This is a genomic window from Actinophytocola sp. (genome assembly GCF_035762905.1).
GTDB lineage: Bacteria > Actinomycetota > Actinomycetes > Mycobacteriales > Pseudonocardiaceae > DASYTH01.
The window spans coordinates 1-19,415 of the sequence record NZ_DASUCC010000077.1; the positions used below are offsets into that span (position 1 = coordinate 1).

The window sequence follows — 19,415 nt, forward strand, 5'->3', positions numbered from 1 at the left end:
CCGCAGCCGCGGATCGGGCAGCGTCACGCCGAGCGCCTCGGCTTGCGGGACGGTCATGTCGACGAACCGCTGCCGCAGTTCGTCGTTGCTGTGTCGCTTGATCTTCCAGGCCATGGACTGCGCGGTGTTGGGACTGTGCTCGTCGGGCGGGCCGAACATCATCAGGGTCGGCCACCACCAGCGGTCGACGGCGTCCTGCACCATGGCGCGCTGCTCGGGGGTGCCCCGCATCATCGTCATCAGGAGCTCGAAGCCCTGCCGTTGGTGGAAGGACTCCTCCTTGCAGATCCGGATCATCGCGCGGGCGTAGGGCCCGTAGGAGGAGCGGCAGAGCGGCACCTGGTTGCAGATCGCCGCGCCGTCGACGAACCAGCCGATGACGCCGACGTCGGCGTAGGTGAGCGTCGGGTAGTTGAAGATCGAGCTGTACTTCTGCCGGCCCTCGATGAGCTTGTCGGTGAGGTCGGCGCGGTCGGCGCCGAGGGTCTCGGCCGCGGAGTAGAGGTACATGCCGTGGCCGGCCTCGTCCTGCACCTTGGCCAGCAGGATCGCCTTGCGCCGCAGCGACGGTGCCCGGCTGATCCAGTTGCCCTCCGGCTGCATGCCGATGATCTCGGAGTGCGCGTGCTGGGCGATCTGGCGGATGAGCGTGCGGCGGTAGCCGTCCGGCATCCAGTCCCGGGGCTCGATGCGCTGCTCGGCCGCGATCACGCGGTCGAAGTCCCGTTCCAGGTCCTCGTTCACAGCCTCGATGTTACACCTTTGCGCAGGAATCGCGGATAAGTGTTACATCCGCCGGACGCGCCTGCGCAGCCACACGACCAGCGGAATCAGCACCAGCCAGACGGCAAGCAGGGTGGTGCCGACCGGCAGCAGGGTGAGCGTCACGCCCCGGCCGGCCACCCGGACCAGCTCGGGATTGCTCTGCTCGTACTCCACCCGGACGACCTGGCCGACGGCCAGCCCATGCGGGTAGAGCACCCCGACCGAGGGAATGTGCTCGGCGCCGTCCGGCGTCTGGTACCGGACCAGGGTGCGCTGGAAGGACACCGAGACCACCTCGGCGTTGGCATACCCGGTGGCGCGATCGATCCGGACGTCCTCGGTCCACGCCGACACGACCAGCAGCAGGCCCAGCACGGTGACCAGGGCACCGACGGCCAGCAGCGCGCGGACCGCGATCCGCTCGAACCGCCGTCCCGGCGCCGTCGTGGCCGGCGGCGCCAGCTGCTGCTCAACCACCACGAAATCGAGGGTACGGGGACCCGCCGGGCCCGGGCCCGGCGAGTCCCCGATCTCCGGCTACCGCCCGGCCTGCGCCAGCAGCTCGTGCGTGTACTTGATCTTCTGGAACGACTTCGGCTCTGCGGCCACGGTGGCCGTGCGGGCCGCGACCGCGCCGTTCGGCCCGACCTCGGGCTTGCCGGCGGTGAACAGCCAGGTGTCGAACAGCTCGTCGAGCTGTTGCCCGGAGACCGCCTCGGCCATGGCGATGAACTCCGCCGTGGTGGCGTCGGAGTACCGCTTGGCGGTCGGCCAGTCGCGCAGGAGCTGGCGGAACGCGTCGTCGCCGATGGCGGTCCGCAGCGCCTGCAAGGTCATCCCGCCGCGGTCGTAGACGGCGTCGTCGAACTGGTTGTCCGGACCCGGGTTGCCCGGCAGGACCTGCCAGAACCCGCTGTCCGCCGGGATCGAGTCGTACAGGAACTGGGCCAGCTCGGCCGGGGTGCCCTCGCCGTTCCACTCCGACCACAGGAACTCGGCGTAGGTGGCGAAGCCCTCGTTGAGCCAGATGTCGGTCCAGCCGTGCACCGACACCGAGTCACCGAACCACATGTGGGCCATCTCGTGCGCGACCACGGAGGTGTTCGAGCCGCGCCGGAAGAACAACCCGTCGTACACCGGCCGGGTCTGGGTCTCGAGGGCGAAGCCCAGCTCGCCGTTGTTGGTGACCACGCCGCCCTGCGCCTCGAACGGGTACGGCCCGAACTGCGTCTCGAGGAACTCGGTGACCTCGGGGGTGCGCTCGATGCTGGCCCGGGCCGGGTCCAGGTTGTCGCCGAGGTCGTTGGCGTAGGCGTTGATGTACGGCTGCCCGTTCGGCGTGGTGCTGATCCGCAGGTCGTCGTACTGCCCGACCACGATGAACGTGTTGTAGGTGTTCTGCGGCCGCAGGCTGCGCCAGCTCCACCGGATCCAGCCGTTGATCATCTGCTGCCGGGAGATCAGGTTGCCGTTGGACAGCACCTCGACGCCCTGCGGCGCGGCCACCGACACGTCGAACGTCGCCTTGTCGGTCGGGTGGTTGTTGCTCGGGTACCACCACGGCGCGATCTGTGGCTCGTTGATCGCCAGCGCCCCGGTCGGGGTCCTGGTCCACGCGTTGAACCCGTTGAGCGTGTACTCCGGGTTCGACGGCACGTCGCTGTACTGCACGACGATGGTCAGGTTGGCGCCAAGGGCCAGCGGCCGGGTCGGGGTGACCACCAGCTCGCCGTCGTCGGTGGAGGTGAACCGCGCCGCGGCGTTGTTGACCCGCACCGAGTTCACCCGGAGCAGGAAGTCGAGGTTGAACTGGCTCAGTTCCTGGGTGGCTCTGGCCAGGATCGTCGTGGTCCCGGACAGCAGGTCCGAGTTCGGGTTGTAGGTCAGTCGGATGTCGTAGTGCGACACGTCGTAACCGCCGTTGCCGTCCAGCGGGTAGTACGGGTCGCCCGCGCCGGGAGCGCCGGGCGATGGTGCCGCGGCGGCCGTGCTGGTGAACAGCACGGTGGCCATGACCGCCGCCGCGCTGCTGAGGGTGAACCGGGAAAGCTTTCGCATGGCCCCGAACCTAGGATTGCCGCCGTCTCCCGGCCACCGCCGTTCGGCGGGGAGTTGCCAATACTGGGGAAATCCCTTATCCAGGTTGCCGGCCCGGCGCCCCCGACGCGGCGACCGGGTCAGCCGTGTGCGCGGGCCATCAGCTCGTAGGTCTCGCTGATCTTGCGGTACGACTTCGGTTCCGTGGCCGGGGCCAGCCGGGCCGCGACCGCGCCGTTCGGCCCGACCGCCGGCTTGCCCCTGGTGAACAGCCAGGTGCTGAACAGCTCGTCGAGCTGCTGACCGGACACCTGCTCGGCAAGCGCGATGAACTCGGCGGTGGTGGCGTCGCCGTACCGGTGCGTCGCGGTCCAGCTCTGCAGGATCTGGAGGAATGCCTCGTCGCCGACGGCGGTGCGCAACGCCTGCAGGGTCATCGCGCCGCGGTGGTAGACGGCCGGGTGGAACTGGAACGGCACGCCGGGATCACCGGGCAGCACCTGCCACCAGGACGCCGCCGCCGGCATGACGTCGTAGCGGAACTGGGCCAGCTCGGCCGCGGTGCCCTCACCGAGGTAGTCCGACCACAGGTACGAGGCGTAGGTGGCGAACCCCTCGTGCAGCCACACGTCCTGCCAGCTGTGCGCCGAGACCGAGTTGGCGAACCACATGTGGGACAGCTCGTGGGCCACCACGTAGGTGTTGGAGCCCTGGTTGAAGAACACCGCGTCGTAGACCGGCCGGGTGGCGTTCTCCAGCGCGAAGCCCAGCTCGTTCAGGCCGACCACGATGCCGCCCTGCGCGTCGAACGGGTACGGGCCGAACACCGACTCCTCGAACTCGACGATCTCCGGCGTGCGCTCCACGCTGGCCCGGGCGGCGCCGGCCAACTCGCCGAGGTTGTTGGCGTAGGCGGTGATCAGCGGCATCCCGCCCGGCGTGCTGGCGAACCGCAGATCGTCGAACTGCCCGACGGCCAGCAGCACCGCGTAGGTCACCTGCGGCTTGGTGCTGCGCCAGTTCCACCGGGTCCAGCCGTCGATCTGCTTCTGCCGGGACACCAGGTTGCCGTTGGACAGCACCTCGACGCCGTCCGGCGCGGCCACCGACACGTCGAAGGTCGCCTTGTCGGTCATGGTGTTGTTGCTCGGGAACCACCAGGCCGCGGTCTGCGGCGCGTTCGAGGCCAGCGCGCCGGTCGGCGTCCTGGTCCACAGGTTGAACCCGTAGAGCGTGTAGTTCGGGTTGGACGGCACGTCGGCGTAGCGGACCACTATGGTCATCGCGCCGCCCCTCGGCACCGGCCGGCTCGGCACCACCGCGAGCTCACCGTCCTGGTGCGAGGCGATCCGGGCCGGGGCGTTGTTCACCCGCACCGAGCTGACCCGCAGCAGGAAGTCCAGGTTGAACCGGTCCAGGTCCTGGGTGGCGGTGGCCAGGATCGTGGTCGTGCCGGACAGCAGGTCGCCGCTCGGCTGGTAGGTCAACCGGATGTCGTAGTGCGACACGTCGTAGCCGCCGTTGCCGTCCAGCGGGTAGTACGGGTCGTCGAGCCCCGGCGCGCCGGGCGCCGCGCTCGCCGACGTGGCCAGCAGCACGGTGGCCAGCGCCGCGGACGTGCAGGTCAGGGTGAGTCTGGACAACGTGCGCATGGTCAGGGGCCTCCCAGATCGTTGTGCGCCAACGAGAATCGCAGAAGCGATCTTAGTCCGGCGGTCAACGCATGGCGGCGTCGCTGATCGCGGCGCGCAGCCGGGCATGGAGATCGCGCAGCCGGGAGCGGTCGGCGCGCACCTCGACCACGCGCAGGCCGGGGGCGGGCGCGAGGGCGGCGTGCAGCGCCTCGGGGGTGCGGACGAGGGTGTGCGGGACGTGGTAGCCGGCGCAGAGCGCACCGAGGTCCGCGCCGACCGGGGTGCCGAAGACCCGCTCAAAGCTCGGGCTGTGCTCGGCGGCGCCCTGCTCGAGCAGGGTGAAGATGCCGCCGCCGTCGTCGTTGACCACCACGATCGTCAGGTTCGGCCGCCGGTCGCCGCGGCCGATCGCCAGCGCGTTCAGGTCGTGCAGGAAGGTCAGGTCGCCGACCAGGGCGTAACCGGTCACGTTGGTGGACAGGGCGATGCCGACCGCGGTGGACAGGTTGCCGTCGATGCCGGCCACCCCGCGGTTGGCGTACACGGCGACGTCCGCGCGGGGCTCGGCCACCAGGTCCACGTCCCGGATCGGGTTGGACGAGCCGAGGAACAGGGTGACGCCGGACGGCAGCGCCTCGACCAGGTCGCGGGCCACCCGCAGGCCGGTCGGCCAGTCCTCGTCGGCCAGCAGCTTGTCCACCATGGCCGCGGCGTGCCCGTCGGCCCGCTGCCAGGCCGGCAGCCAGTCCGGCGCCGGATCGTCCACATGGGACAGATCGTCGAGGTCGAGCCAGCCACGCACGTGCTCGGCCACATACTGCGGGTCCGTCCACTGTGGATGGTCGCCGATCCCGTACACCGCGGCCCGGCCCATCAGCCCGCGCACCCCGCGGGACAGCGTCGGGCGGCCGACCACGACCACCGCGTCCGGCCGCAGCGCGTCGGGCAGGTCCCCGGCGGCCAGCAGCAGCGCGCCGCAGCGCAGCACCGCCGCGCCGCCGTCCAGCGCCTCGGCCTGCCGGCCCGGCTCGGCCACCACCGGCCAGCCGGCCGTGGCCGCCACCGCCGCCGCCGCTCCGGCCCGGTCCGGCCGGCCGCTGCCGACCACCATCAGGGTCCGGGCCGGCAGCGGGAAGTCCACCCGGTTGCCGGCCACCGACCGGGGCGCCGCCGACGTGGTCCACGGCCGCCCGCCGGCGCGCCCGTCCAGCGGCTCCGGCCAGCGCGGCTCGAACGTGGGCACCAGCGGCTCGCGGAACGGGATGTTCACGTGCACCGGGCGGCCCTGCTCGGCCTGCGCGACCGCCCGGCAGACCAGGCCGCGCCACACCGCGTTCTGCGCACCGCGCCGCTCGGCGACCGGGAAGTCCACCGCCACCGCGGCCGGGCCGAACAGCGCGCGCTGGTCGATGGTCTGGTTCGCGCCGCTGCCGTGCAGCTCGGCCGGCCGGTCCGCGGTGATCGCCAGCAGACCCACCCCGCTGTGGTGCGCCTCGAGCATCGCCGGGTGCAGGTTCGCCGCCGCGGTGCCGGAGGTGCACACCACGGCGGCCGGCCGGCCGCCGCCGAGCGACAGGCCGAGGGCGAGGAACCCGGCGGTGCGCTCGTCGGTGCGCACGTGCAGCGCCAACCGGGCCTGCTCGGCGGCCTGGTGCAGGGCCATGGCCAGCGCCGCGTTGCGCGAGCCCGGGCACAGCACCACGTGCCCGACCCGGTTGCGCACCAGCTCGTCCACGATCACGGTGGCCTGCGCGGTCGAGGGGTTCACGGAGTCATGTAAGCACGCCCATATGCTGCGCGTGTGGCTGATCGTCCCGTTTCCGAGCTGTTCGACCCGGCCGCGTGGCGCGCGGTGGACGGCTTCGACTTCACCGACATCACTTATCACCGCGCGGTGGCCACCGGTGCCGTCCGGATCGCCTTCGACCGGCCGGAGGTGCGCAACGCGTTCCGGCCGCACACGGTCGACGAGCTGTACCGGGCCCTTGACCATGCCCGGATGACCCCGGACGTCGGCTGCGTGCTGATCACCGGCAACGGGCCGTCGGCCAAGGACGGCGGCTGGGCGTTCTGCTCCGGCGGCGACCAGCGCATCCGCGGCCGCACCGGCTACCAGTACGCCAGCGGGGAGACCGCCGAGACGGTCGACCCGGCCCGGGCCGGCCGGCTGCACATCCTGGAGTGCCAGCGACTGATCCGGTTCATGCCCAAGGTGGTGATCGCGGTGGTGCCGGGCTGGGCGGCCGGCGGCGGGCACAGCCTGCACGTCACCTGCGACCTCACTCTGGCCAGCGCCGAGCACGCCCGGTTCAAGCAGACCGACGCCGACGTGGGCAGCTTCGACGGCGGGTTCGGCTCGGCCTACCTGGCCCGGCAGGTCGGCCAGAAGTTCGCCCGGGAGATCTTCTTCCTCGGCCGCGCCTACACCGCCGAGCAGATGCACCGGATGGGCGCGGTGAACGCCGTGGTGCCGCACGCCGAGCTCGAGGCGACCGCGCTGGAGTGGGCCCGGGAGATCAACGGGAAGTCGCCGACCGCCCAGCGGATGCTCAAGTACGCGTTCAACCTGATCGACGACGGGCTGGTCGGCCAGCAGCTGTTCGCCGGCGAGACCACCCGGCTGGCCTACATGACCGACGAGGCGGTCGAGGGCCGGGACGCCTTCCTGGAGAAGCGCGCGCCGGACTGGACCCGGTTTCCTTACTACTACTGATGATCCGCCATGTCCCGGTGGACGGTTCGCCGGCCGCGGCCGGTGCGCTCCTGGCCGCGCTGCGGGCCGCGCTGACCGGCTCGGGGCCGCCGGTGCTGCCGTTGCCCGCCGGCAAGGACCGGCTGCTGGCCGAACTGGCGCCGGGCGAGCCGGTCGAGCCGGGGACCGCGCTCGTGGTGGCCACGTCCGGGTCCACCGGGTCGGCGAAGGGTGTGGTGCTCTCCGCCGCCGCGCTGTCGACATCGGCGAGCGCGACGCACGAGCGGCTCGGCGGTCCGGGCCGGTGGCTGCTGGCGCTGCCGGCCGGGCACATCGCCGGGGTGCAGGTGCTGGTGCGCTCGGTCCTGGCCGGGACCGAGCCGGTGCTGCTGGACTTGTCGGCGGGCTTCGACGCGGCGGCCTTCGCGGCGGCCGCGGCCGGCATGACCGGCCGCCCGCGCTACACCGCGTTGGTGCCCACCCAGCTCGGCCGGTTGCTGGCCGGCGCGGGCGGCCCGGCCCTGCGCTCGTTCGACGCGGTGCTGCTCGGCGGCGCGCCGGCGCCGGCCGGGCTGCTGGACCGGGCCCGGGCGGCCGGCGTCGCGGTGGTCACCACCTACGGGATGACCGAGACCGCAGGCGGCTGCGTCTACGCCGGCGTCCCGCTGGCCGGCGCGGCCGTGCGCATCGGGCCGGACGGGCTGGTCCAACTGGCCGGGCCGATGCTGGCCACCGGGTACCGGCTGCGGCCGGTGGAGACCGCCGCGGCCTTCGCCTGCGGCTGGTTCCGCACCAGCGACCTTGGCCGGCTGCGGCCGGACGGCACGCTTGAGGTGCTCGGCCGGGCCGACGACCTGATCAACACCGGCGGGCTGAAGGTGGCGCCCGGTGCGGTGGAGCGGGTGCTGGCCGCGCAGCCGGGCGTGGCCGAGGCGTGTGTGGTCGGGCTGCCCGACCCGGAGTGGGGCCAGCGGGTGGTGGCGGCCGTGGTGTGCAGCGCCGAGTGCGGCCCCGGGGGTGGCCCTGGGGGTGGCACTGGGCGGCCGGACCCGGCGGCGCTGTGCGCGGCGGTGCGAGCCGAACTGGGCCCGGCCGCGGTGCCCAAGGCGATCCGGTTCGTGGACCGGCTGCCGCTGCGCGGACCGGGCAAAGTGGACCGGGAGGCCGTGGCCGCCTCGTTCTGACCTCCGGTGATCCACCAAGATGGGGGCATGGCCACGGTCGGGCAGTGGGTGCAGGGCGCGCGGGTTCGGACGCTGCCGAACTCGGTGGCGCCGGTGCTGGTTGGCGCGGGTGCGGCGGCGGCGCTGGACGCCTTCGTGTGGTGGCAGTCGCTGCTGGCGCTGGTGGTGGCGCTGGCGCTGCAGGTCGGCGTGAACTACGCCAACGACTACTCCGACGGGATCCGGGGCACCGACGAGCGGCGGGTGGGGCCGCTGCGGCTGGTCGGGTCCGGGGTCGCCACGCCGGTCTCGGTGCGCGCGGCGGCGTTCGGGTGCTTCGGCGTCGCGGCGGTGGCCGGGCTGGTGCTGGTGGCCGCGACCGGGCGGTGGTGGCTGCTCGCGGTCGGCGCCGGCTGTGTGCTGGCGGCCTGGTACTACACCGGGGGCCGCCGGCCGTACGGCTATGCGGGCTGGGGCGAGGCCGCGGTGTTCCTGTTCTTCGGTCCGGTCGCGGTGCTCGGCACCCTTTATGTCCAGAGTGGACGGATCAGCTGGGCCGGGATGGCCGGGGCGGTGGCGACCGGCGCGTTCTCGGCCGCCGTGCTGGTCGCCAACAACCTGCGCGACATGCCCACCGACCGGGTGGCCGGCAAGATCACCCTGGCGGTCCGGCTGGGCGAGCGGCGCACCCGGATCCTCTACTGCGCGCTGGTCGCGGTGCCGTTCGCGATCAGCCTGGCCGCCGCGCCCGGCAACCCGTGGCTGCTCGCCGCCCTGCTGGCCGTGCTGCCGGTGCTGCCCGCCGCCCGCCGGGTGGCCGGCGGCGCCACCGGGCCGGAGCTGATCCCGGTGCTGCGCGACACCGCCCTCGCGATGCTGCTCTGGGCCGTGACCACGGCCCCAGCCCTTGCCTTTGGTTAGGTCTTGGCCCAACCAACGCAACCTCGGGGGCACCGTGACGTTCACCCAGCCACAATCACCCCGCGATCCGCACCTTCCGCTGGAACGCAACAACAGCAGTTAATCCCGGAGAGGCGGAACAGTCCACAGGCCGGTGGCCAGGAAGTGGTCGAGCACCTGGCGGTACGGGGCCAGGTCCAGGCCGTGCCGGGCCAGCCAGGCGTCGTCGTAGTAGGTGTGCGCGTACCGCTCGCCGCCGTCGCAGAGCAGGGTGACCACGCTGCCCGGGCGGCCGAGGGCGGTCAGCTCGGCCACGATCTGGAACGCGCCCCACAGGTTGGTGCCGGTCGAGCCGCCCACCCGGCGGCCGAGCACCTGCTGCACGGTCCGGATGGTGGCCAGCGACGCGGCATCCGGCACCGGGATCATCCGGTCGATCACCTCGCCGATGAAGCTCGGCTCGACCCGGGGCCGGCCGATGCCCTCGATCCGGGAGCCGCGGCAGCTGGTCAGCGCCGGGTCGGCGTCCCGCCAGGCCGGGAAGAACACCGAGTTCTCCGGGTCCACCACGGCCAGCCGGGTGCGCAGCTGCCGGTACCGGATGAACCGGCCGATCGTGGCGCTGGTGCCGCCGGTGCCGGCGCCGACCACGATCCAGGCCGGCTCCGGGTGCTCCTCCCAGGCCATCTGCTCGAAGATCGACTCGGCGATGTTGTTGTTGCCCCGCCAGTCGGTGGCCCGCTCGGCATTGGTGAACTGGTCGATGAAGTGCCCACCGAGCTTCTCGGCCAGCTGGTGCGACTCCGCGTAGATCCGGCCGGGCTCGTCGACGAAGTGGCACGAGCCGCCCTGCCGCTCGATCAGCTCGACCTTCTCCGCGCTGGTGGTGCTCGGCATCACCGCGATGAACGGGAGCCCGAGCAGCCGGGCGAAGTAGGCCTCGGAGACCGCGGTCGAGCCGGACGACGCCTCGATCACCGGGGTGCCCTCGACGATCCAGCCGTTGCACAGCGCGTAGAGGAACAGGGAGCGGGCCAGCCGGTGCTTGAGCGAGCCGGTCGGGTGGGTCGACTCGTCCTTGAGGTAGAGCTGGACTCCCCAGTCCGGCGGCAGCGGGAACGGCAGCAGGTGGGTGTCGGCGCTGCGGTTGGCGTCCGCCTCGATGATCCGCACGGCCCGGCAGACCCAGTCCCGGGTGGTGTCGCTGCACCGGTCGAGCGCGGTCACCTGCCGTCGTCCTCGGCGGGCGGGGTGTCCGCGCCGCGCAGCTGGGCGCGCAGCCGGTCCCGCTCGGCGCTGCGTGCGGCGCCGCGGGCGGCCAGGCTCGCGGTCACCCGCTGGTTGAGGCCGCGGAACAGCAGCAGGCCGAGGGGGAAGCCGGCGACGATCGCGACCGCGAGGCTGACCAGCAGCGGCACGCCGAACAGCAGAAGCAGCCCACCGACGGCGGCCACCAGCCCGATCCGGGCCAGCGTGTAGAGGGCGAGGTCGCGCCCCAGATGTCCGTCCGCCATGTGCAGACCGTAACCCGGCCCTAGTCGGATGCGGTGTTGGGCCGGCCCTCGAACCGGGTGGACAGCACCACCGTGGTGCGGGTCCTGGCCACCCCGACGATCCGGCGCAGCCGGCCGAGGGTGTGCTCCAACTCGTCGACGGTGGCCACCCGAACCTTGACCACGAAGGCGTCGTCGCCGGCCACCGCGTAGCAGGACTCGACCTCGGACAGGCCGCCCAGCTCGGCGGCGACGGCCTCCTCGTCCGCGGTGTCGGACAGGGTGATGCCGATCAGCGCCGTGACCCCGAGCCCGACCGCGTGCGGGTCGACCACCGCGTGGTAACCGGTGATCACGCCGGTGGCCTCCAGCTTGCCCACCCGCTCGTGCACGGCCGACGCGGACAGGCCGACCTGCCGGCCGAGGTCGGCGTAGGTGGCGCGGCCGTTGCGCCGAAGCGCGTCGATGATCCTGCGGTCCACGGAGTCCACGGCATCCAAGCCTAGGCCCCGACCGGGCCCCGACCGATGTCCGAAGCGCTCGATTTGTCCCTTACTACCTCTTTACCTCCGGACAACCGTTCGAGTACCCGAAGGGCGAGATGCGACGATGCGGTACACCACGCACCGGGCGATGGAGGAGGCGTGAGTTGACCGCTGTCACACACATCGGCGAACGACTGCTGACCCCTGGCGAGGTGGCCGCGCTGTTCCGGGTGGATCCGAAGACCGTGACCCGCTGGGCGACCGCGGGCCGGATCGGCTCGATCCGGACGCCGGGTGGGCACCGCCGGTTCCGCGAGTCGGAAGTCAAGGCGCTGCTTGCCGAACTGACCACCGAGGCGACCGCGCCGGCCGGCCGGGACTGACCAGGCCGTCGTCCCCCTTCCACCCCCGAACCCGACAAACGGGCTAATCTCGGTGTCGAGGATGAGGGAGGTGGCGTTCGATGATTTATCTGCTCGCGGTGATCGGCGCGATTGCGGTGCTGGTGTTGCTGTGGCGGGCGTTCGTCGCCCGGCCGGCCAGCGTTGCTCCCCCTCGCAAGCGTTCGGTCGCTCCGGACGACGACGCGGAGTTCCTCCGCGACCTCGAGCGGCGCCGCCGCCGGCCCGAAGACGACGACGGCAAACCCTCCTCCTAGTTCCCGGGGAAGGCGTCGGCGACCGTGGCCGCCATCTCCAGCAGGGCCAGCCGGGTGGCCGGGCTGAGCCGGTCCAGCTCGATCTCCGCGCCCTCCTCCAGATGCGGGTCGAACGGGATCTGGCACACCGCCCTGCACCGCGACCCGAAGTGCTGGGCCAGCCGGTCCAGATCCACCGAGCCGGCCTTCGGCCGCACCGAGTTGATCACCGCAACGGACCGGGCCACCAGGTCCCGGTAGCCGTGCACGTCCAGCCAGTCCAGGGTGGCCGAGGCGCTGCGAGCGCCGTCCACCGAACCGGAGGACACCACGACCAGTGAGTCGGCCAGGTCGAGCACGCCCTTCATGGCCGAGTGCATCAGCCCGGTGCCGCAGTCGGTGAGCACGATGTTGTAGAAGTGCTCGAGCAGCGCGATCGTGCGCCGGTAGTCGCTCTCGCTGAACGCCTCGGACACCGCCGGGTCCTGGTCGCTGGCCAGCACCTCCAGCCGGCTCGGGCCCTGCGAGGTGTAGGCGCGGATGTCGCTGTAGCGCCGGATCCGGTCGGCGTCGCGGAGCAGGTGCCGCACGGTGGCCGTGGTCTCCAGCGGGATCTTCTGGCTCAGCGTGCCGCGGTCCGGGTTCGCGTCCACGGCGATCACCCGGTCGCCGCGCAGCGAGGAGAAGGTGGAGCCGAGCGTCGTGGTGGTGGTGGTCTTGCCGACCCCGCCCTTGAGGCTCAGCATGGCGATCTTGTAGCAGCCGCGCAGCGGTTGGTTCACCCGGTTGATCAGTTCCCGGCGCCGGCTGTCCGCCGGGCTCTCCCCGACGTTGATCAGATGCCCGCTGGCCACGAACACCGCCTTGCGCCAGCCGGACTGCGGCCGGCGCTTGGCCTGCTTGATCAACCGGGCGGAGGACAGCTCGCCGTGGCCATGGCCGACGCCGCGGCCGTGCGGGTCGACCGGTCCCGGCCGGACGGTTTGAGACGTCTGGCCCCGCAGGTGCGGCGGCGGGTAGCCCGGCGGGAACCCTTGCTGGTACGGGGGAACCGGGTAGCCGCCGGAGCCAGACGGGTTGACGTAGTGCGGACCGGACGGTCCGCCGGCCACCGGATACGGACCCGAGTGCGGCCCGGACTGCTCACCCGGAACCGGGTGCGGTCCGGACTGATGTGGCGGAACGGGATACGGCCCCGACTGGTGCGGCGGCCCCGGGTGCGGTCCGGACTGGTGCGGTGGAACGGGATGCGGCCCGGATTGGTGCGGCGGCGCGGGGTGCGGTCCGGATTGGTGCGGCGGCGCGGGGTGCGGTCCGGACTGGTGTGCGGGTGCCGGTTGCGGCCCGGACTGCTGCGGGGGAACGGGTTGCGGTCCGGACTGCTGCGGCGGCACGGCGTGGGGCCCGGACTGGTGCGGACCGGGTTGCCCCGGCTGCGGTGCGTCCGGGTGCGGGGTCGAGTCCGTTTTCTCTTCCTCCTCAAGGTGAGAAGCACCCGGCATCGGCCCGAAGTCGTGGGTCAACCCGTCGAGCTGGTCGGTGGTGACCTTGGGCCGCGGCCCGCCGGTGCCCGGCTCGCCCGGATCGGTGGGCTGCGCCTCGGGCAGCTGCCACCCGGACTGGTCTTCCCGCCCACTCACGCTGGGGTCCTCCCTGAACTACCGCCGGCTTCGCCCACGACGGTAGTCGCATCCGATCGTTCGGCGCGACACGGGGGCGTCAGCCGAGCCCGGCATAGGAATGCAGGCCCGAGATGACCAGGTTGATGAAGAATAGGTTGAACACCATGACCGCGAAGCCCAGCACGTTGATCGCCGCCGCCCGGCCGCCGCGCCAGCCCGCGGTCGCCCGCGAGTGCAGATAGGCGGCGTAGACCACCCAGGCCACGAACGCGCAAGTCTCCTTGGGATCCCAGCCCCAGAACCGGCCCCAGGCGGCCTCCGCCCAGATGGCGCCGAAGATGACCGCCAGCGTGTAGGCCGGGAACGCGATGATCGTGATCCGGTAGGCGACCCGGTCCAGGGTGTCCGCCGCCGGCAGCCGGGGAGCCAGCCGGGCGAACCGGTCCGGGTTGGTCTTGATCAGGTACAGCACGCTGGCCACGCCGGACACCAGCAGCGCCCCGCTGGACGTGGCGACCGTGAACACGTGGATGACCAGCCAGTAGGACTGCAGGGCCGGCTGCACCGGGGCGGCGCTGGTGTAGAGCACGGTGCCGCCCAAGAACATCAGCAGCGCGACCGGGGCGAGCACGAAGCCGCCGAGCCGCCGCACCGGGAACCGGCGCAGCAGCACCAGCCAGGTCACCACCGCGCCGAGGCAGAGCAGCGAGCCGAACTCGTACATGTTGCCCCACGGCACCCGCCCGGCCGCGATCCCGCGCAACACCAGCGAAGCCAGGTGCACCAGCGCGCCGAACACGGTCAGCGCCACCGCCATCCGGCCGATCCGATCCGCCCGCCCGGGCTCGGCGGCACCGGCACGTTCGTCCGGGTCGACCGGTGCGGCGTCCCGGTCCTCGGCGCCCACCAGCGCGGGTTCGGGGGCGCGGACCCGGGTCCGGGTCAGCGCCTGCTCGGTCAGGTAGAACACCATGGCCAGCACGTACACCGCGACGGCGGTGAAGTAGCACCAGTCGCTGTAGGTCGCCAGGGTCTCGTCGACCGGCATCAGGGTTCCCTCCCGCGCACCAACTCGGCGGACAGCCGCTCGAACTGCTCGCCGTACCCCGCCCGGTCGGTTCGGGCCAGCCCGCCGACCTCGACCACGGTACGACTCTGATCAGCACCGGCGCCCGCCGGGGTGGCCCGGATCCACAGCCGGCGCCGCTTCACGGTCAGCGAGACACCCAACCCGGCGATCAGCAGCAGCGCGAACGCGAGCACCCAGCCCTGCGTCGGGTCGTGCGAGACCTGCAGCGCCACCCACCGCTCGACCCGGTCGAACCGCACCCGGGTGCCGTCGTCCAGGGTGATCTCCTGGCCGGGCTTGAGGTTCGCCCGGGCCACCCGGGAAAGCCGGCCACTGTCCACAAGGGACTGATCGACCGAGAAGATGGACTGACCGCGGCCGGCGTCCAGCCCGAGGTCGCCGCGCAGCACGTCCACCGCGACCGCCGGGTTGCGCAGGTCCGGGAACCCGGAGTCGAGCAGCGCGCCGCGGAACACCGCGGTCGGGGCCAGCAGGCCGGTGATCGCGAGCCCGGTGCGCCGCCGCTCCGCCGGGTCGGACACCCCCGGCCGGTCCAGCTTGGTGGCGCCCTCGGCGAGCATCGTCCGCTGGTCCACCGTGCGCCACTGGATGGTGCTGGTGCGACTCGTTCCGTCCGGGAAGGTCACCGTGAAGGTCGGGGCGTAGCCGTGGCCGAGCAGGTAGATCCGGTCGCCCGCGGTGCGCAGCGGATCGTTCACCGCGAGCGGGTACGGCCGCCAGGTGCCGGTCTCCAGGTCGGCGCCGGACTGGTAGCGCAGGTCCGCCCGGAAGCTCTCCGCCTGGCCGTTCGGCAGGTACCGGGCCGAGAAACCGTCCACCCGGACGCAGAACGGGTTGAGGTCGGTGCCGTCCACCCGCAGCCCGGGCCGGAACGAGTCGTAGCCGAGCGTCCCGGCGTTGCAGAACTCCGAGCCGTCGGCCAGCACGATCACCTGGCCCTCGTAGTTGAACATCTTGCCGAGCGCCAGGGCCACGACCAGGCCGAGCATGGCGAAGTGGAACAGCAGGTTGCCGGTCTCCCGCAGGTACCCGCGCTCCGCGCTGATGCTGCGCCCGCCGTCCGGCTCGGCCCGCTCCACCCGCCGCCAGCCGCGCAGCCGGCGGTGCGCGGCGGCCATCACCTCGGCCACCCCGGCGTCCATCGTGGCCGTGCTGTGGTGCGGCAGCCGGCTCAGGTTGCGCGGGGTGAGCACCGGCGCGGCCCGCAGCGACCGGGCGTAGTCCAGCGTGCGCGGCACCAGGCAGCCCATCAGCGACACGAACAGCAGCAGATAGATCGCCGAGAACCAGACGCTGGCGTAGACGTCGTAGAACTGCAGCCGGTCCAGCAGCCGGCCCCACCAGCCGTGCTCGGCGATGAACTCGGTCACCTTGGGCGCGTTCAGCGACCGCTGCGGCAGCAGCGCCCCCGGCAGGGCCGCAAGGGCCAGCAGGAACAGCAGCACCAGGGCGGTGCGCATGGACACGAGGCCGCGCCAGGTGTTGCGCAGAAAGGCGAGCAGCGGGTTCACGCGGGGCGGGACCTGCTGCGCCGGGCCGGCCGCGCGACTGTCCACGGTCATCAGAGCGGCAACCTCGTGTCGGCGACGATCGTGCCGCGCAGCCAGGCGGTCAGCTCGCCCCACAGCCCGGTGACCAGCAGCACGCCGACGACCAGCATCAGCCCGCCGCCCACGTACTGGATCACCCGGCCGTGCCGGCGCAGCCAGCCGCTGGTCCGGACCGCCCAGCCCGCGCCCAGCGCGATCAGCAGGAACGGCAGGCCCAGCCCCAGGCAGTAGATCAGCACCAGCAGGTAGCCGCGGGCCGCGGTGCCGCCGGTGCTCGCGGCCATCGCCAGCACCGCGGACAGCGTCGGGCCGAGGCACGGCGTCCAGCCAAGCGCGAAGATCGCGCCGAGCACCGGGGCGCCGGCCACCCCGAGCCGCGGCACCCGGTGCAGCCGGACGTCCCGCTGCAGCGCCGGGATCAGCCCGATGAACACCAGCGCCATGACGATCGTGAGCACCCCGCCGATTCGTTCGAGCAGCCCCTGGTTGAGCTGCACCGCGTCGGCCAGCCAGACCAGGCTGCCCACGCCGATGGCGAACACCACGGTGAACCCGAGGATGAACAGGCCGACCGCGCCCACCACCCGGAACCGGCCGCGCTTGGGCGCCTCGTCGTCGCTGACCGCGGGCGCGTCCGCTCCCACCAGCGCGGCGAGGTAGGCCAGATAGCCCGGTACCAGCGGCACCACGCAGGGCGAGGCGAACGAGATCGTCCCGGCCAGCAGCGCCACGCCGGCGGCCAGCAGCAGCGGGCCGGACTGGGCGAGCTCGGTGGGATTCACGAAAACAGGGTAGACACCCGGGCCGGGCGCTCAGCGCTCGGCGGTCAGCCGGTCGACGAGGGGTTCGAGGTCGGTGGCCAGCAGGTCGTGCAGGTAGACCGCGGCGACCCGGTGCGCCCGGTCCAGCACGATCGTCGACGGCACCACCGAGCGCGGGTAGCCCTTCAGGGCCAGCAGCGACCGGCCCGGCGGGTCGTAGATGGACGGGTAGGTGATGCCGCGGTCGCGGACGAAGTCCTGCGGCGCGGTGCGCTGCTCGTCCCGCACGTCGATGCCGAGCACGGTCACCCCGGCGTCCCGGTTCGCCTCGTAGAGCTCCTGCAGCTCGGGGGCCTCGACCCGGCACGGCCCGCACCACGAGCCCCAGATGTTGAGCACGACCACCTGGCCGGCGAAGTCGGACAGCGCGATCCGGCGGCCCTGCGCCAACAGGTCGTCGCCGGACAACTCGCCGATCGGCTTGCGGTCCGCGCCCTCGTAGAAGATCTCGGTCTTGCCGTCCGGGGAGACGAACTGGAACTCGGTGCCGGAGGCGACCGCGTCAGGCCCGGTGGAGCACCCGGCCAGCGCGAGCAGAATCGCCAGCAGGGGCAACATGAATCTCATGCGCCGGTCACCTTCGGGCTGCTCGACCCGGCCGGTTCGCTGTAGCGGATGTCGACCAGTTGCTCGTCGTCGAAAACCAGGCTGGTCATGGACGCCAGCGAGCACTCCCGGCGGCGCGGGTCGTGCCACAGCCGCTGGCCGGCCAGGAACCGGCGCACCGTCCAGATCGGCAGCTGGTGCGACACGCACACCGCCTCGTGCCCGGCCGCCCGCTCGCGGGCCCGGTACACCGCGGCCAGCATCCGGTGCGCGACCTCGAGGTACGGCTCGCCCCAGGACGGCCGGAACGGGTTGCGCAGCATCGGCCAGTTCCGCGGCGAGCGCAGCACCCCGTCGCCGACGGACACCTTCCGGCCCTCGAACAGGTTGGCCGCCTCGATCAGCCGCGCATCGGTGTGCAGCTCCAGCCGGTGTGAGTCGGCGATCGGCGCCGCGGTCTCCTGCGCGCGCTGCAGCGGGGAGGCCACGACGTGGACGATGTCGTTGTCCCGCAGGTGCTCCGCCACGGTGAGGGCCTGCCGGTGACCCAGCTCGGAGAGCCCGAACCCGTCCAGCCGGCCGTACAGCACCCCGGTCGGGTTGTGCACCTCACCGTGCCGCAGCAAGTGCACGACGGTTCTGCTCAACTGTGTCCTTCCTCGACTGCCTCTGCCGCGGCGGCGGCCGCGGCCGGGAGCGCGTCGGCGATCACCCCGAACACCGCGTCGTCCATGGCCGCGTTGACGAACCACGACTCGTACGCGCTCGGCGGGGCGTACACCCCCCGGTCCAGCATGGCATGGAAGAACGCCGGGAACCGCCAGGTGTCGGTGGCCCGGGCCGCCGCGTAGTCGCGCACCGGGTCCTCGGTGAAGAACACGCTGAGCAGGCTGCCCGCGTACTGCACCCGGTGCGGCACGCCCACCGCGGTCAGCGCGTTGGTCAGCAGGGCGCCCAGCCGCTGCGAGTTGGCGTCCAGCGCCCGGTACACGGCGGTGTCCGCGACCCGCAGCGTGGTCAGCCCGGCGGCCACCGCCACCGGGTTCCCGGACAGCGTTCCGGCCTGGTAGACCGGCCCGGACGGGGCCAGCGCGGCCATCACGTCGGCCCGCCCGCCGAACGCCGCGGCCGGCAGTCCGCCGGACATGACCTTGCCGAAGGTGAACAGGTCGGCGGCGACCGGGTCGAGCCCGAACCAGCCGGCCGCGGACACCCGGAACCCGGTCATTACCTCGTCCATGATCAGCAGCGCGCCGTGTGCCGCGGTGATCTCGCGCAGCGCCGCGTTGAAGCCGGACTCCGGCGGCACGGCGCCCATGTTGCCGGCGGCCGCCTCGGTGATCACCGCGGCGATCTGCCCGCCGTGCTCGGCGAACACCGCCCGCACCGCGTCGATGTCGTTGTACGGCAACACGATCGTGTCGGCGGCGGCCGCCCCGGTCACCCCGGGCGTGGTCGGCAGGCCGAGCGTGGCCACCCCGGAGCCGGCGTCGGCCAGCAGCGCGTCCACGTGACCGTGGTAACAGCCGGCGAACTTCACGATCCGGCCGCGCCCGGTGAACCCGCGAGCCAGCCGGATCGCGCTCATCGTGGCCTCGGTGCCGGAGTTGACCAGCCGCACCTGCTGCACCGGGGCGACCCGGCGGATGATCTCCTCGGCCAGCTCGATCTCGCCCTCGGTCGGGGTGCCGAACGACAGTCCGGAGCCGGCCGCCACCCGCACCGCATCGACCACCGCCGGGTGCGCGTGGCCCAGGATCATCGGCCCCCACGAGCCGACCAGGTCCACGTACCGGTTGTCGTCGACGTCCCACAGGTAGGGTCCCTCGCCCCGGACCATGAACCGCGGGGTGCCGCCGACCGCCTTGAACGCCCGCACCGGCGAGTTCACCCCGCCGGGGGTGGCCGCGCGGGCCCGGTCGAACAGGGTCGCCGACCGCCGCGCCTGCTGCTGCGCCTCTGCCCTCACGCGCCCCAGTC

Annotated in this window: 20 protein-coding genes; 5 read left to right on the forward strand and 15 right to left on the reverse strand. The window is 72.6% G+C overall.

The window, feature by feature from the left end; genetic code table 11:
* From paaA to menD, 5 genes are all read right to left on the reverse strand, one after another.
* Positions 1-753 (reverse strand): 1,2-phenylacetyl-CoA epoxidase subunit PaaA (gene paaA, locus VFV67_RS15200; RefSeq protein ID WP_326470873.1); only part of this gene is annotated, 753 nt, incomplete at its 3' end.
* Between the two features lie 33 nt (positions 754-786).
* The gene (locus VFV67_RS15205; RefSeq protein ID WP_326470595.1) at positions 787-1,245 is read right to left on the reverse strand and encodes a DUF3592 domain-containing protein; all 459 of its coding nucleotides are present in this window, start codon (positions 1,243-1,245) and stop codon (positions 787-789) included.
* A gap of 57 nt (positions 1,246-1,302) precedes the next feature.
* On the reverse strand, positions 1,303-2,823 hold the full coding sequence (locus tag VFV67_RS15210; RefSeq protein WP_326470596.1) for a M1 family metallopeptidase: 1,521 nt from the start codon (positions 2,821-2,823) through the stop codon (positions 1,303-1,305).
* A gap of 119 nt (positions 2,824-2,942) precedes the next feature.
* A complete protein-coding gene (locus tag VFV67_RS15215) occupies positions 2,943-4,454 on the reverse strand; it encodes a M1 family metallopeptidase (protein WP_326470598.1) in 1,512 nt (503 codons plus the stop codon).
* Between the two features lie 64 nt (positions 4,455-4,518).
* Positions 4,519-6,204: a 2-succinyl-5-enolpyruvyl-6-hydroxy-3-cyclohexene-1-carboxylic-acid synthase gene (gene menD, locus VFV67_RS15220; RefSeq protein ID WP_326470601.1), complete on the reverse strand. Its 1,686-nt coding sequence runs from the start codon at positions 6,202-6,204 to the stop codon at positions 4,519-4,521.
* 33 nt (positions 6,205-6,237) lie between these two features.
* On the opposite strand from menD, the gene VFV67_RS15225 reads away from it, so the two are divergent.
* The 3 genes from VFV67_RS15225 to VFV67_RS15235 are packed head-to-tail and all read left to right on the forward strand — an operon-like array spanning position 6,238 to position 9,212.
* The gene (locus VFV67_RS15225; RefSeq protein WP_326470602.1) at positions 6,238-7,149 is read left to right on the forward strand and encodes a 1,4-dihydroxy-2-naphthoyl-CoA synthase; all 912 of its coding nucleotides are present in this window, start codon (positions 6,238-6,240) and stop codon (positions 7,147-7,149) included.
* Between the two features lie 2 nt (positions 7,150-7,151).
* Positions 7,152-8,312, forward strand: coding sequence for an o-succinylbenzoate--CoA ligase (menE, locus tag VFV67_RS15230; protein ID WP_326470874.1), 1,161 nt, complete (start codon positions 7,152-7,154; stop codon positions 8,310-8,312).
* A gap of 27 nt (positions 8,313-8,339) precedes the next feature.
* Complete coding sequence (locus VFV67_RS15235; protein WP_326470603.1) at positions 8,340-9,212, forward strand: 1,4-dihydroxy-2-naphthoate polyprenyltransferase; 873 nt, start codon at positions 8,340-8,342, stop codon at positions 9,210-9,212.
* 99 nt (positions 9,213-9,311) lie between these two features.
* Here VFV67_RS15235 and VFV67_RS15240 read toward each other — a convergent pair whose 3' ends face one another.
* Genes VFV67_RS15240 through VFV67_RS15250 form a run of 3 tightly spaced genes read right to left on the reverse strand, consistent with a single transcriptional unit; the run spans position 9,312 to position 11,175 of the window.
* The gene (locus VFV67_RS15240; protein ID WP_326470605.1) at positions 9,312-10,418 is read right to left on the reverse strand and encodes a PLP-dependent cysteine synthase family protein; all 1,107 of its coding nucleotides are present in this window, start codon (positions 10,416-10,418) and stop codon (positions 9,312-9,314) included.
* Positions 10,415-10,705, reverse strand: a complete 291-nt coding sequence (locus VFV67_RS15245) for a DUF4229 domain-containing protein (RefSeq protein ID WP_326470606.1) — start codon at positions 10,703-10,705, stop codon at positions 10,415-10,417. The genes VFV67_RS15240 and VFV67_RS15245 overlap by 4 nt, the downstream gene beginning before the upstream one ends.
* Before the next feature lie 20 nt (positions 10,706-10,725).
* On the reverse strand, positions 10,726-11,175 hold the full coding sequence (locus VFV67_RS15250; protein WP_326470607.1) for an Lrp/AsnC family transcriptional regulator: 450 nt from the start codon (positions 11,173-11,175) through the stop codon (positions 10,726-10,728).
* A 158-nt stretch (positions 11,176-11,333) separates the two neighbouring features.
* On the opposite strand from VFV67_RS15250, the gene VFV67_RS15255 reads away from it, so the two are divergent.
* Positions 11,334-11,552 (forward strand): BldC family transcriptional regulator, encoded by a 219-nt coding sequence (locus VFV67_RS15255; protein WP_326470609.1) that lies wholly within the window; start codon positions 11,334-11,336, stop codon positions 11,550-11,552.
* 80 nt (positions 11,553-11,632) lie between these two features.
* A complete protein-coding gene (locus VFV67_RS15260) occupies positions 11,633-11,827 on the forward strand; it encodes a hypothetical protein (protein WP_326470610.1) in 195 nt (64 codons plus the stop codon).
* Here the strand turns inward: VFV67_RS15260 and VFV67_RS15265 are convergent.
* The 7 genes from VFV67_RS15265 to hemL form a co-directional block, all read right to left on the reverse strand.
* Positions 11,824-13,308, reverse strand: a complete 1,485-nt coding sequence (locus tag VFV67_RS15265) for a MinD/ParA family ATP-binding protein (protein ID WP_414636259.1) — start codon at positions 13,306-13,308, stop codon at positions 11,824-11,826. The two genes, VFV67_RS15260 and VFV67_RS15265, sit on opposite strands and share 4 nt — an antisense overlap.
* A gap of 217 nt (positions 13,309-13,525) precedes the next feature.
* On the reverse strand, positions 13,526-14,476 hold the full coding sequence (ccsB, locus tag VFV67_RS15270; RefSeq protein ID WP_326470612.1) for a c-type cytochrome biogenesis protein CcsB: 951 nt from the start codon (positions 14,474-14,476) through the stop codon (positions 13,526-13,528).
* The gene (gene resB, locus VFV67_RS15275; protein WP_414636256.1) at positions 14,476-16,080 is read right to left on the reverse strand and encodes a cytochrome c biogenesis protein ResB; all 1,605 of its coding nucleotides are present in this window, start codon (positions 16,078-16,080) and stop codon (positions 14,476-14,478) included. Before resB ends, ccsB begins: the two co-directional genes overlap by 1 nt.
* Positions 16,080-16,850: a cytochrome c biogenesis CcdA family protein gene (locus VFV67_RS15280; protein WP_326470613.1), complete on the reverse strand. Its 771-nt coding sequence runs from the start codon at positions 16,848-16,850 to the stop codon at positions 16,080-16,082. The genes resB and VFV67_RS15280 overlap by 1 nt, the downstream gene beginning before the upstream one ends.
* Before the next feature lie 30 nt (positions 16,851-16,880).
* Entirely contained in the window at positions 16,881-17,456 is a 576-nt protein-coding gene (locus VFV67_RS15285) for a TlpA disulfide reductase family protein (RefSeq protein ID WP_326470615.1), read from the reverse strand.
* Positions 17,453-18,082, reverse strand: coding sequence for a histidine phosphatase family protein (locus VFV67_RS15290; protein ID WP_326470617.1), 630 nt, complete (start codon positions 18,080-18,082; stop codon positions 17,453-17,455). Before VFV67_RS15290 ends, VFV67_RS15285 begins: the two co-directional genes overlap by 4 nt.
* Positions 18,079-19,404, reverse strand: a complete 1,326-nt coding sequence (gene hemL / locus VFV67_RS15295) for a glutamate-1-semialdehyde 2,1-aminomutase (RefSeq protein ID WP_326470619.1) — start codon at positions 19,402-19,404, stop codon at positions 18,079-18,081. Before hemL ends, VFV67_RS15290 begins: the two co-directional genes overlap by 4 nt.
* Positions 19,405-19,415 lie beyond the last annotated feature (11 nt).

Excerpts from the sequence above, each read along its gene's own strand:
- VFV67_RS15210 (WP_326470596.1), bottom strand. The coding sequence starts at position 2,823 with ATGCGAAAGCTTTCCCGGTTCACCCTCAGCAGCGCGGCGGCGGTCATG.
- VFV67_RS15215 (WP_326470598.1), bottom strand. The coding sequence starts at position 4,454 with ATGCGCACGTTGTCCAGACTCACCCTGACCTGCACGTCCGCGGCGCTG.
- VFV67_RS15235 (WP_326470603.1), top strand. The coding sequence starts at position 8,340 with ATGGCCACGGTCGGGCAGTGGGTGCAGGGCGCGCGGGTTCGGACGCTG.
- VFV67_RS15245 (WP_326470606.1), bottom strand. The coding sequence starts at position 10,705 with ATGGCGGACGGACATCTGGGGCGCGACCTCGCCCTCTACACGCTGGCC.
- VFV67_RS15260 (WP_326470610.1), top strand. The coding sequence starts at position 11,633 with ATGATTTATCTGCTCGCGGTGATCGGCGCGATTGCGGTGCTGGTGTTG.
- VFV67_RS15265 (WP_414636259.1), bottom strand. The coding sequence starts at position 13,308 with ATGCCGGGTGCTTCTCACCTTGAGGAGGAAGAGAAAACGGACTCGACC.
- ccsB (WP_326470612.1), bottom strand. The coding sequence starts at position 14,476 with ATGCCGGTCGACGAGACCCTGGCGACCTACAGCGACTGGTGCTACTTC.
- resB (WP_414636256.1), bottom strand. The coding sequence starts at position 16,080 with ATGACCGTGGACAGTCGCGCGGCCGGCCCGGCGCAGCAGGTCCCGCCC.
- VFV67_RS15285 (WP_326470615.1), bottom strand. The coding sequence starts at position 17,456 with ATGAGATTCATGTTGCCCCTGCTGGCGATTCTGCTCGCGCTGGCCGGG.